This window comes from Acinetobacter sp. Ac8 (assembly GCF_055392545.1).
In genome coordinates this window covers 1,918,354-1,930,891 of record NZ_AP043689.1, presented here as the reverse complement: position 1 = coordinate 1,930,891, position 12,538 = coordinate 1,918,354, and the positions used below count along the sequence as shown (strand labels likewise).

Genomic DNA, 12,538 nt, shown 5'->3' with positions numbered 1-12,538 from the left:
TTCTAGTTTATAATATTTACAACTCAAAACAACATTAACACTTAAATTCATCAAGTAAGATCAAATTTGAATAAAAAAATAAAAAGCAATCATTAAAACTCACTTTTTATATAATTTATTAAAAATAAAAAATCGATCGACACGTGTATCCTTTAATTTCGGCATAATCATTTTTATAATCAATAAAACAGAGCAAGAAATAAAAAGCATGACGATGACTTCAACAGAATAACTTATCATGAATAAAAGGCTATAGAATCCTAAGAAGTAAGATAGACTTAGGAATACCTTTTGCAAATAAATTGTGATGAATACCCCATACAGTAAAGCTGATAAAAACAAGTTGAGTTTTTTATTCATCCCCAATTGATCAAAAATAATAATAAGCAATGAAATGCTCAAAACAGAGACAATAAAAATAACAATATTTTTTAAAATTTGCATTTCATCCTCTCTCATTTCATATTTATAAAAATGCTCCCCCCTTAGTTGTCCGACTAAGGGGGAAGACTCCCCCAATACACAACACTTTTTATTCAACACATCATTTTTATAATGAATTATTTTAATTTAAGCGTTAGCGACAATCACCTTAAATTAATATTCAGATTTATAATAATGATGAGCACTTGTGGTGTATCTAGGCAGTATAAATAATATGAAATTTAGCGATATAATCCATGGCTTACATGATTGTGAGAAATTTCGTACATTTGTACGTTTTTTAACCACGCGAAATTAAAAATATATTTATTAAATCTTTTATTTTCAAATATTTAATTTTAACTATAGGCTAAATTTATTTTGTAAAGTAACAAAACACTCAAACAGTGTTAAAAAACTTTACATTTCCTGTTTCGACCCATTGGTACGATTTGTTAGCTTTTGATTAATTATCAATGTATTGTAGTCATCGTTACTAATCTTTCTATGTGAATACATAAAGCTTATTAATAAAATTAAAGCGTTAGCACTAGTTCGAAGTAATTATTTATCGTGGAAGCCTTCTAATGGAATTTGTAAGAGTTTTATATGCAAGTAAAGCTACGAGTACTCATCCAGATCTTAAGAATGATTTGATAGAAATTCTTAACACAGCTGTTGATTTCAACTCTCGCAATGAAATCACAGGTGTTCTTTACTATGGACATGGATATTTTGTTCAATGTCTTGAAGGGCATAAAAGTAAGGTTGATGATCTGTTTTATAATCAAATTTTAAAAGATCAACGTCATCAAAATTGTGAAATTTTATATTACGAAAAATGCGACATAGCTTTGTTTAAGCATTGGAATATGAAATTTGCCCCTGTCAATAAAAGACTTGGTGACTTTTTCCTAGAAAATCATCGTGATGATTTCAATCCATTTCTTCTTTCTAGTGAGACAATCCCTTCTTTTATCGACCTTTTAGCGGGTGAATACGCTATGGAACCATATAATTTTGATATCAATGAATAAGTTTTTTTATATGAATCTACGCGACTTGAGAGAAGATGTATGCTAATTCGATTGTGCTATGCGAGTACTCGAAATGAATTAGCCAATGACCTTATTGAAGATTTAAATGCTATCTTAAATACTGCGCGTGATTTTAATGGAAAAAATAAAATTTTTGGCGTTCTATATTATGCCAATAATCATTTTTTTCAATGTCTTGAAGGTGAAAAGTCTATAGTTCAAGCGTTATTTCAAAGTATAAAAAATGACGCTAGGCATAATAGCATTATTGAATTTGAAATCATGGATATTGACAAAATTAGTTTTAAAAACTGGTCAATGAAATACGTGCAAAAGTGCTCAAAAGTTGATTTATTTTTTAATCAGCTTGGCTATGACTCATTTATGCCAGCTGCCCTCAATAATGCTCATTTAAATAGCTTATTAAATGAGCTTTTGAAAGAAAAGCAAACTCGAGTGCGTAAAAAGGTCGGTTTAAATCAGCGAGGAATCTCCTCTTTTCTTTAAATATCAAAAGAGAGGGTTATAGACCCTCTCTTTTAAAGAATTTCAAAGTTTGACCGATTGACTCGCACCCAGTTGCTCTGATTCACCAGATATAGATGCTTTTACTAATTTAAAAAAGCGACAAGCTTCCCAGCGCCATTACAAACCGAGACTAATTAATGAATGGATTAATCTCTTGATGGCTGCTTGTTAAGTTTTCACTTTGAATTTCCTATACCTATAGAGATGTATTGTTACCATCCCTAAATAGATAAAATTAAATCGTTTTTTACATTAGGTTAATGTTTTAAATTATTATGAAAATTATTTATCTTTAATATAATTAAGTTTTATGAGTAATTCATTTTATTGTTATTATTAATACTAACTACTTTAAAGTTACAATTTTTATAATTAATATTTTCGTTTATTTTTGCATGATCAAGTTCATCCCATAATTCAAAGTAAAAAAATTCAGATGTATCTGAGTAAATCCAAAACCACAAAGTAGATTCATCTTTTTTGACTGGGTCATAAATACTATCTTTAACTTTGACAAGTTTATGTAAATGAAATTTATCATCTTGAAGTACTATTTCATGAATACTCAATAGTGTGATTCCTGCAATTTAAAATCATTTAGACTATAACTCATTTTTATTTCTTTTTTTTATTATGATTTTTTTAAAAATGTAATTTAATGATTAAATGTAAATATTTCTTTCTATATTTAAGATAAATTTAAGGTAGGTTTGAAGCACCTTAGTACTTAACTTAAATACGCCAAGCATTGCTACATGGTCTCGATATTTTTATTTTGTTACTAACTTATTGCAAATATGTTGAATATACCGCCATTTTCTGCAATTTTTCTAAATTCACGAATAATAGAGATGCAACAAAAGCAAAAAAAAAGACCTATAAGCTTTTGAATTGCTTATAAGTCTTTAAAAATCTTGGTAGGTATATCCAATACTTAACTCAAATATAAGTTACTGTATTTATTTAATTAAATTTTTAATAAAAATTATGATACATGATGTGATACAAAAAATATTACTGTCTTTAATATCATCAAATAAGATTTATTTTAGTAAAAAATATTTTTTCAGTAATACATCATTGATATACTTGAAACCACTAAATTTTAGTTCGATCTAACTAAGTAACTAAACAATTAAATTAATTTGTGAGTACTCAAAAGTGGAATTCAAAAAAATAGAACATATGCTATCGCTCCAAGATCAAGTAAACTCTTTGATTTCAAAATCTTGGAGAGAAAATAATAATCCTTGGTATAGAGCAATTTGGCTTGAGAGTGCTGAACTTCTAGAACATCTTTCATGGAAATGGTGGAGTAATAGTAAAAATAATATCGAACAAGCTCAATTAGAATTGATAGATATTTGGCACTTTGGTCTTAGTGACTTATTACAAAAACATGGTACATCTGAAAAAGTTATTGCTTTTCTCAAAAAAACTTATGTTTCATATGACTTAAAAATGGAAAATGAAACTGATATCTCCCTTTCAATTGAAGCGTTTGCTTTATCAACATTAAAAAATAAATCATTTGATATATCTCTATTCTTTAATTTATGTAAGATTTTAAATTTAGAATTCAATGAGTTATATAAAATCTATGTGGGCAAAAACGTCCTAAATGAATTTAGACAAAAAAATGGTTATAAAACAGGTGAATACAAAAAAATCTGGAACAATCATGAAGATAATTACTATTTGTTCAAAATTATTAAGGAGCTTGATATCAATAAAAATGAGTTTTGCAATCAAGTATACGAAAAACTAGAAAATCAATATCAAGAGTCTTTTAAATAATGATTAATGATGATATTGAGCGGCACCTACGTATTTCTAAAGATATGTGGTCCGATCTTGTAATGTTACAAAGTTGGCCACAGCAACGTTATTTTAATCCTCGAAGTTGGATTCAAAATTTCAGAAAAAGTGAAGTACCTTATGCTCTACGATTAATTGATAACATGACATACTACTCAGATGAAATGAGTAAAGCCCTTTTTAAGAGTGCATTTCACCGATTATGTAAAGTTATCTTACAACATGAGCCATGTGTTCATTACAATCAAGCATTAATAAATTGGCAATTATTTAAAAATTCAGCTTATATAATTCCCATAAGTGGTGAAACACCTAATCCAAGCGATAGTGGTTTTAGATACGCTCGTTATGCTAGAGATCTATGCAAGATTGATGAAACAAACATACTTTCTTTAGAGCAAGCAATTAGTACGGTCCAAAATGGAAATTCTGCCAAACTAATTTTTGTTGATGATTTTTTAGGGTCTGGAGAGCAATTTCTAAAAACATGGACTAAAAAATTTGATATTGGCGGAACTTTTAAATCCTTGGCCAACACTGTTGGTACCAATACTAGAGTTGAGGTATACATTTGTACAATAGTTAGTACTCATTATGCTATTGAAAGAATTTGTGAAGTTCTTCCAAATGCGATCATATCACCTGCTCATACATTAACCAATTACCATAGTGTTCTTAGTGATCACTCTTATATTTGGCGTGAAGATATGAGAACCGAAGGACCGCAGTTTATACAAGAAGTAAGTAGTAGAATTGGAATTCCAGATTTAGATGGAGAGTTAGGTGAAGATGGCGAAATATGTTGGCGTGGTTTTAAAAAATTAGGCTTGAGCATAGCTTTTCAGGATTCGGTACCTGATGCCTCAATTCCATTACTGAATTATAGTTCAGAAGAATGGCAACCACTAATTAGGATTGGTTAATGAATTTAACATATCAAGAACTTAAAGACGGGAATGAGAAATTAGGTCTCTATAAAGCAGAATGGTTGAGTGACAAAATTTTTGATTACTTCAGTGAACCTGGCTATTTTCATCAGCTTGTTAATAGTAGACCTTGTATTATTGTAGGTGGCCGTGGAACTGGTAAAACTACAGTTTTAAAAAGCCTATCTTATGAAGGACAAAGTAGTTTAAATTTAGAATCCTCGCCATCTGAATGGAATTTTTATGGTTTATACTGGAAAGTAAATCTAAATCGTATAACTAGTTTTGTGAATAGAGGGCTTTCTGATAATGAATGGCAACCATATTTCATACATTATTTAAATTTAATTTTATGTCATAAATTATGCCAATTTGCAGTTTGGTATGAAAAAACACAAAATAAAAAGTTAAATCTTAATGAAAAGCTATTACGTAAAACTGTAAAAACCTTAAATATACCACTAGAGTATGTACAGAATATTGAAGATTTAGAGGATGAAATTGATATTTTAATTGCAGAATTAGAGTCAAAATTAAATACAATTTCAAGCGATGACACAATATTTTTGACGATGTTGGGAGCTCCAATAGATAGAGTATCCGATCTTTTACTACAGACTCCAGAGTTAAATGGAAAACAATTCGTTTTTTTAATTGATGAATTTGAAAACTTTGAAGATTATCAACAATGTATTGTAAATACATTAATGAAGCAAATTAATCAATTATATACTTTTAAAATTGGTGTTAGAGAATTGGGGTGGAGAAATCGTTCAACTTTAAGAGAAAATGAAATTTTAAATTCCCCAGCAGATTATTATAAAATTGATATGAGAACAATTTTTCAAGAAAATAGTTTTTCAATTTTTGCAAAACAAGTAGTAGAAAGTCGTTTACCAGAATTAAAAAAAATTGGTGGTATTGAAAAGCTTCTTCCTTCATTAGCAGAAGAAGAAGAAGCTAATATTCTAATTGGTACAGACTTAGAATCGCAAATTAGAAGTAAGTTAGCTTCTTTAGTATCTAAAAAATATCTAAAACTTTTAGAGCAAAAATCTATTGGTCACATTTATTTTATTCATTATATATCTATATCGCGAGAAGAATCATTTATAGACAATTTAATCAACTGGTTAGAAAATGAAATTGAATGGAAAGATAGATTTAACAACTATTTCCATGCTTACCTTTTTAGCATAAGAAAAGGTAAGTCAGGCATTAGAAAATATTATACAGGTTGGGATACATTTATATTATTAGCTAATAATAACATTCGTTATCTTATTGAGCTTGTAAATAAATCGGTACAAATATATTTAGATAATCAGGATATACCCGAAATTCAAAATATTGACTATGAATCGCAAACTAAAGCAACACAATTAATCGCAAAGAAAAACTTTACAGAACTTGAAGGCATTAGTATTAACGGTGCAACATTAACTAAACTCTTATTAGGCTTAGGTCGTTTATTTGAAGTTTTAGCGTCTAATTCAGAAGGACATGCGCCAGAAGTAAATCAATTTTATTTAAATAAGACAAGTGAAGAAAATCAAATTGTAGACTCAATATTAACTCATGCTGTTATGCATCTAGCTCTTATACGTATTCCTGGAACGAAAATAGGTGATATAACTAGTACAAGAGATTTTGACTATATGATACACCCTATTTTTGCTCCTTTCTTCGTATTCTCACATAGAAAAAAAAGAAAATTAGCTATTGATTCAACAGACATTATTTCATTAATTGATGACCCCAAAAAAGCATTGAGGCATCTGATTCAAAAAAATAAGCGACCAATCGAAATATTGAAATCATCATTACCTGATCAATTGGACTTATTTGGGGAATACTTAAATGTTTCTAATTAACAGGCCTATTATTACTAAAACTTATGAAAATTTAGAAAGTATTGAAGTTGAAAACAATAGTGTCTATTTATACGGACAAAGCTTAGAGGACAGAGCAGATATTTCAACACTCATAAAAACTTCTCATACAAATGTAAAATATATTAAATTAAATATTAATACTGAAGAAACTTTACTTTCAGTTAATTTAGAGGATTTATTTACAATTAATTTAAACGATGAAAATAGCATTAATGTTTTTTTCTTAAAATTTCAAGAAAAAAATTTTTATTTAGACATTACAGGATTAACTCATTCAGCATGGGCTCCTATAATAAAATTTTTTTCAAAGCATAATGAACTTTCAATTAAAGTCATCTACATCGAACCAAGTAGTTATGCTAGAAAAAAAGCTCCATTAGATAATGAGTTCTATAATCTTAGTTCACATATTAAAGGGGTAGCACCAGTTAATGGTTTCCATACTTTGATCGACTCAGATAAGTTCACTTTTGTACCCCTACTTGGATTTGAGGGTGCACGATTTAATTTAATTAATAATACGCTGGAACCTACAAGTAAAGATTCTATTATTCCATTGGTTGGTCTACCTGGTTTTGAACCTTGGTATGTTTTTGAAACTATTCGTGGCAATCGGCAGATTTTAAAGATCACCGACTCTTATCAATGGATAGACTATGTGCCAGGCGATTGTACATTTAGTTGCTACTACAAGTTAGAAGAAATCTTAAAAATTAAGAAAAACTTAAAAGTAGCTCCGATTGGCACAAAACCGCATGCATTAGCTGCATTCATTTTGGCGTTAAATTATCCAAATAATGTTGAAATTGTATATGATCACCCCATTAGAACAACAAAAAGGACTGATGGAGCTTCCAAAGTTCATATTTATGATATAAAACATTTATTTATGCACCCACCATCTGTCAACATCAATCTTGATGATAGAAGACGTGAAAGACGAGAAAGACGAACTTAAATTGTGATAGACCAAATTTTTACACCAGATGCTCTTGCTCATGAACTAGTACAATTCTATTCATTATCCACCCCTCCTCTCCTAATTGCAGATTTTGCGGTAGGAGAAGGGAGTCTTATCCATGCAGCTCATAAATATTGGCCTGAAGCAAAATATATAGTGAATGATATTGATCAGAACGTATTAAGTAAAATTAGATTAAAGAATGAAGAAATTACTTATTATAATAATGATTTCTTAGCGACTAATTTTACAATTTTTTTTAAAAAAATTGATTTAATATTATTAAACCCTCCTTTTTCTCATGGAAATCGAAAAAAATATGCTTGGGGTATAAATGATATTTCAAGTGGAATTGCATTATTTTTTATTTATAAATCCTTAAATTATTTAACTGAAGATGGACAAATTCTAGCTATACTACCTAATGGTTGTTTTTCAACAGAGAGAGATGCTTTAGGTTTAAAATATATTCAAAATTCTTATAATTTTGAAAAGTTCGAAATAAAAAATACTAGAATTTTCCACAAGGCTCGTCCTAACACAAGTATAATACGTATTACAAAGCAAAAGAGTATTTTTAAAAAACTATCTAGCCCCCCTCCCTCTGTACATTCAGATCACTTAAAAACCTTTAAAATATTTAGAGGAAATATTCAACTGCATAAAAAAACAACCAGTGGTCTAACACCACTTTTACATACAACCTCTTTAAAAAACAAGAATTTAGAACCTATCAATTATATCTGTAGTCATCTCCCTACAATTAAAGGAAGAATGCTACTGATACCACGAGTGGGAAATTTCAATAAAAATCATATTATAAGTTATTATTCAAAAAATAACATTTATCTTTCAGATTGTTTATTTTCAATTGAATGTAAAAATTTAAAAGAATCAATTTTATTAAAAAAATATATCTTTAATAATTGGGAGTCTTTTACCGCCCTTTATAATGGCTCTGGTGCTAAATTTATCACCAAAAAAAAATTAGAAGTATTTTTACAGAATTTCAATTAACTTAAAAATTATTAATTGACTATACTCAAAAGATAACAAAATTAAATAATAGATACAATATCATTAGACTATTAAAATAAATCAAATAATAGTATTATCATAATACTTTAAAAAATATTGATAAATGATAAATGACTACTAGGATTTATGTACGTGCAAGTACCAAAGACCAAGATGCAGAAAGAGCTTTAGATGATTTACGAATATTTGCTAAATCCATTAAAAGTGAACTAAGAGAATATATAGAAAATGAATCAGGTACAAAGCTAGATAGACCTGTTTTAAATCAACTATTAGATGAGTCAAAGATCGGCGATACGTTACTAGTTGAGAGCGTCGATCGCCTATCTAGGCTTTCTCAAGCTGACTTTGATGTTTTGAAAGGACGTATAAAAGAAAAGGGCTTAAAGCTCGTTGTTGCTGATCTACCGACTACACACATGCTAATTAGTTCAAACGATACCATTACAAGCTCTATTCTAAATCTAGTAAATAACATGCTTATAGATTTGTTGGCTACTATGGCTAGATTAGACAATGACAAACGCAGAGAACGTATTAAACAAGGCTTGGAAAGAAGTGGATACAAACCATCTGGCAAAAAAGCGAATATCGCAAAACATGCTAGAATTAAAGAGTTAGCTAATAAATCGCTTACAAAAGAAGAAATAGCAAAAGCTGTTGGTTGTGGTGTTGCTACTGTATATAGAGTATTGAAAGATGTTAAATAAAAATTTTGATTTAGCTACAACGCTGATAATTATTTACTTAGCTTTACTTAGCATATCTATAGCTCTATATGCTCTTATACAGATTTATGTAGACGATAAAGGTACAGCAACAAATCTAATGATATGGTCAGCTACACTATTTCCAACAATAGCATTACTATATACATTTAATACATGGAGAAAACAAAAAGGTAGTGAGGTTTTATCTAAATTATCAGAAATTCTTTTTTTTGAAATAAAAGATTTTTTTGATATTAGTGAAAAAATTATGGAAGAACATAGGGATGATATATTAAATAAAGTGCTAAATAATATAGAGATACCAAAGTCTAAGTCGGAAACTGAATTGACAAATAATTTAGATTTACAATTTAATAATATAATTCATAAGGTGTACTTAATTTATAAATATACAAATAATGATGATATAAAAAAATATGTTAATGAATTTAATGTTTCATATATAGAATATACAACTTTTAGAAAAAACATATATTTTGGAATGAAAATTATTGAACGAACTGAAACAACACTTAGATCGATTGCAATAGATAAAAACAATAAAGATGACTATCTTAATCATAGAGATGAACTTTCTAAACTATATGTAAATTTAAATAAATCTGCATCTAATTTATCAGAAGAAATATTTAAATATATATTTCATATTGACGATAAAAGTGTATAAGCACACCGAAGCTTATAAATTATTTTGTTTAAGCTCGATTTTTTATCGCTTACCGAACTAAATCATAAATCACCGCTAATGTTGATGAAATCTTAACTCTTAAAGGCGAATCCAACATTATTGAAAATACTATTATTTGCTTAAAATTAAGCCCTAATAATGCTGACATTACTTCAATTTCCAAAGGTAAATGTTAGTAATACTTATAAAAAACGAAAAAGCAAGATTTCATCAATCTTGCCTTTTCGCACAGTGACTTTTATAATACTATTTTCGAATATATTCAGGAAACGCCTTTAATAAATCAGTACAAATTACAGATTTACCTCTTTCAGACTCATTTCGAGCAAACTCCGCCATACCAAATTTTAATGCTTCTAAACCTCTCTCTTGACCTAATTCATGTTCAAAACATTTCTTCGAATCATCAATGAGTTCTTGATTGTATTGACTATATCCACATTGAAACTGTGCTCTGCTTAATAAGCCATGCAGAGAAACAACTTGTTCACAATATGTTGGTTGTTTACCATTTGCAGGCTTTAATGCTTCCTTTGCGAAAACAGTACTACCTAAAAAAAGAAAACTGAGAATTACTAAAATAATTTTTTTCAATTAATTACACTCCATATAAAAAACAGGTAATTAGTTCATCTTTATGCTTAATTTTGAGGACCAAACATATAACTGCCAAAATTTGTCTTTACTTCTATTTCTTGAACCATTTGAGCATCACAACCACCTATTGATAATGCTATATATTCACCAAATTTTAAGCTTGATGGAAGTTGCTTTTGCCGTGCATAGCTAGAAAGACCACATTGATTTCCTCTGTTTAAAATGACATCGTATACAACAACTTCCTCGTCAGATCGACCTTGAACTACAATGTCGTATGCGACTTTATCGTAAAGTGATGTATTAAATTCATTGACACCAAATCTTACAGCGATTGGTTGACCTTCACCCTTTTGATTAACTATATTAACATCACTTTCTTCACTCATCCCTTCATCTCTAAAATCTACGCTATTTTCCCATTCCGAACCTTTTTCATCAATTTTCCCTGAAAAACTACTTACGGGATTCTCATTCAAAACATTTTCAGATTTCTCGCTATTTTCTATTATATTTGTAAGGTCATACTTATTTAAAAACTTTCCGCCAACAATCATTATAAAAACAATCGTTGATAAAATTGTAAACCATGAATTAAAACTTCTACTTAATTCATTCCTAACATATCCGGTATTGAGAAATCTTTTCATATCTTCACTGAACAATAATATGAGTATATAAAAATCAATTAATATCGAATACAAATATAAAAGAAATTTAAATGTAGAGTAACTATCAATGAATAAAGATAATCCATATGAAACTATTCCAATAACAATTAAAAATATTAATATAATTCTTGCTATTTTTTTTCGCTTTGATAGAAAGTAAATTAATATTATGAATAACACACTAATGAAAATTTCTGCTATTAGTATGACAAATATTGATTGACCTTTAACTAAATTATCTCCGTCAACAACATCGAGAAAAGAAATAAGAAACGAAAAAAATATTGATACAAAAGTCAGCGTTAAAATTTTCTGAATGGATAATGGACTATTCTTAAACATTTCACCCTCATAATTTAGATAAATACAATATTTAATTCAACTTGATGATTTTTATGAACAAAAAGCTATTGTAACAATATTTTAAAGAATAAAAATTATCAATAAAACTTAACTAAAGTTTAAATCTTTACGTAACTTATATCAATAGTTACGTGGCTTTCAACTAAATTTACTATTTTGGAGTGATGAAAAATGATGATGAAAGAACCTTATTTGCAAAACGCTTAGCACTGGCTATGCAATCTAAAGGTTATGAAGCTAAAGCCTCTATATTAGAAAGAGAGTTTAATTTGAACTACTCTGGTAAACCCATGACCTTACACGGCGTTCGTAAATGGCTGATTGGTGAAGCAATTCCTTCAGGTGATAAATTACTTACATTAGCAAAATGGTTAGAAATACCACCAGAGGAGTTTATTCTCAATAAAAATATTCAAATTGCTATTCAACAACGTGATGCTAGATGGAAACAAGAACTTGGCTATAAAGATAAAGAAGTATTTGATGCTTACACCCAACTTTCATCATCTCATAAGAAGATTATAAGAGATATGATAATCGCTTTATTAGATAAAAAATAATATATAAATATTTACAACTCATACAAAAGAAGCAAGATTTTCTTGATCTTACTTCTTCAGGTATAAGTATGAAAACTACTTATTAATAATTACAATCTTTTTTCGAATTCTCAATTTTATTTCTCCACCAAAGCTCTATCTCACTTACATCAAAATATACAGCTGCTTGTCTAGTCGTGCCGTCTTTTATCGGTCTTGGAAATGTTTCATCTTCAATCATTATTTTTCTTAATTTATCAGCTTTTATTGATAATAAAAAACATACTTCTTTTTTTGTTATTCTAATTTTTTTCATATTATTA

Annotated in this window: 15 protein-coding genes; 10 read left to right on the top strand and 5 right to left on the bottom strand. The window is 28.6% G+C overall.

All coding sequences use genetic code 11. The features are described from left to right. Positions 1 to 99 precede the first annotated feature (99 nt). Positions 100 to 444, bottom strand: a complete 345-nt coding sequence (locus tag ACZ5QH_RS09005) for a hypothetical protein (RefSeq protein WP_034611911.1) — start codon at positions 442 to 444, stop codon at positions 100 to 102. Between the two features lie 566 nt (positions 445 to 1,010). On the opposite strand from ACZ5QH_RS09005, the gene ACZ5QH_RS09000 reads away from it, so the two are divergent. Continuing rightward, positions 1,011 to 1,460: a BLUF domain-containing protein gene (locus ACZ5QH_RS09000; RefSeq protein ID WP_034611909.1), complete on the top strand. Its 450-nt coding sequence runs from the start codon at positions 1,011 to 1,013 to the stop codon at positions 1,458 to 1,460. 39 nt (positions 1,461 to 1,499) lie between these two features. After that, positions 1,500 to 1,967, top strand: a complete 468-nt coding sequence (locus tag ACZ5QH_RS08995; protein ID WP_034611907.1) for a BLUF domain-containing protein — start codon at positions 1,500 to 1,502, stop codon at positions 1,965 to 1,967. A 329-nt stretch (positions 1,968 to 2,296) separates the two neighbouring features. Here the strand turns inward: ACZ5QH_RS08995 and ACZ5QH_RS08990 are convergent, their stop codons facing one another. Then, complete coding sequence (locus ACZ5QH_RS08990; RefSeq protein WP_034611905.1) at positions 2,297 to 2,557, bottom strand: hypothetical protein; 261 nt, start codon at positions 2,555 to 2,557, stop codon at positions 2,297 to 2,299. A gap of 592 nt (positions 2,558 to 3,149) precedes the next feature. Between ACZ5QH_RS08990 and ACZ5QH_RS08985 the strand changes: the two genes are divergently transcribed. The 7 genes from ACZ5QH_RS08985 (at position 3,150) to ACZ5QH_RS08955 (ending at position 10,024) form a co-directional block, all read left to right on the top strand. After that, on the top strand, positions 3,150 to 3,785 hold the full coding sequence (locus tag ACZ5QH_RS08985; protein ID WP_252513038.1) for a dUTP diphosphatase: 636 nt from the start codon (positions 3,150 to 3,152) through the stop codon (positions 3,783 to 3,785). Further along, complete coding sequence (locus tag ACZ5QH_RS08980; protein ID WP_252513039.1) at positions 3,785 to 4,729, top strand: phosphoribosyltransferase-like protein; 945 nt, start codon at positions 3,785 to 3,787, stop codon at positions 4,727 to 4,729. Before ACZ5QH_RS08985 ends, ACZ5QH_RS08980 begins: the two co-directional genes overlap by 1 nt. Next, positions 4,729 to 6,606, top strand: coding sequence for an ORC-CDC6 family AAA ATPase (locus ACZ5QH_RS08975; protein WP_303577033.1), 1,878 nt, complete (start codon positions 4,729 to 4,731; stop codon positions 6,604 to 6,606). The genes ACZ5QH_RS08980 and ACZ5QH_RS08975 overlap by 1 nt, the downstream gene beginning before the upstream one ends. Then, positions 6,593 to 7,585 carry a hypothetical protein gene (locus tag ACZ5QH_RS08970; protein ID WP_303577032.1) on the top strand — a complete coding sequence of 331 codons (993 nt, stop codon included), beginning with the start codon at positions 6,593 to 6,595 and terminating at the stop codon, positions 7,583 to 7,585. The genes ACZ5QH_RS08975 and ACZ5QH_RS08970 overlap by 14 nt, the downstream gene beginning before the upstream one ends. Positions 7,586 to 7,588: 3 nt before the next feature. Continuing rightward, positions 7,589 to 8,605, top strand: a complete 1,017-nt coding sequence (locus ACZ5QH_RS08965) for a methyltransferase (protein ID WP_303577031.1) — start codon at positions 7,589 to 7,591, stop codon at positions 8,603 to 8,605. 131 nt (positions 8,606 to 8,736) lie between these two features. Beyond that, positions 8,737 to 9,336 carry a recombinase family protein gene (locus tag ACZ5QH_RS08960; RefSeq protein ID WP_151781782.1) on the top strand — a complete coding sequence of 200 codons (600 nt, stop codon included), beginning with the start codon at positions 8,737 to 8,739 and terminating at the stop codon, positions 9,334 to 9,336. Next, positions 9,326 to 10,024 (top strand): hypothetical protein, encoded by a 699-nt coding sequence (locus ACZ5QH_RS08955; RefSeq protein ID WP_303577030.1) that lies wholly within the window; start codon positions 9,326 to 9,328, stop codon positions 10,022 to 10,024. The genes ACZ5QH_RS08960 and ACZ5QH_RS08955 overlap by 11 nt, the downstream gene beginning before the upstream one ends. A 267-nt stretch (positions 10,025 to 10,291) precedes the next feature. On the opposite strand, the gene ACZ5QH_RS08950 is transcribed toward ACZ5QH_RS08955, so the two are convergent. After that, positions 10,292 to 10,639: a hypothetical protein gene (locus tag ACZ5QH_RS08950; protein WP_151781785.1), complete on the bottom strand. Its 348-nt coding sequence runs from the start codon at positions 10,637 to 10,639 to the stop codon at positions 10,292 to 10,294. A gap of 47 nt (positions 10,640 to 10,686) precedes the next feature. Next, positions 10,687 to 11,655 carry a hypothetical protein gene (locus ACZ5QH_RS08945; protein WP_303577029.1) on the bottom strand — a complete coding sequence of 323 codons (969 nt, stop codon included), beginning with the start codon at positions 11,653 to 11,655 and terminating at the stop codon, positions 10,687 to 10,689. Between the two features lie 185 nt (positions 11,656 to 11,840). Here ACZ5QH_RS08945 and ACZ5QH_RS08940 point away from each other — a divergent pair, with 185 nt between their 5' ends. Then, positions 11,841 to 12,236, top strand: coding sequence for an XRE family transcriptional regulator (locus ACZ5QH_RS08940; RefSeq protein WP_151781788.1), 396 nt, complete (start codon positions 11,841 to 11,843; stop codon positions 12,234 to 12,236). Positions 12,237 to 12,318: 82 nt separating this feature from the next. On the opposite strand, the gene ACZ5QH_RS08935 is transcribed toward ACZ5QH_RS08940, so the two are convergent. After that, the gene (locus ACZ5QH_RS08935; protein ID WP_303577028.1) at positions 12,319 to 12,531 is read right to left on the bottom strand and encodes a helix-turn-helix transcriptional regulator; all 213 of its coding nucleotides are present in this window, start codon (positions 12,529 to 12,531) and stop codon (positions 12,319 to 12,321) included. Between the last annotated feature and the right edge of the window lie 7 nt (positions 12,532 to 12,538).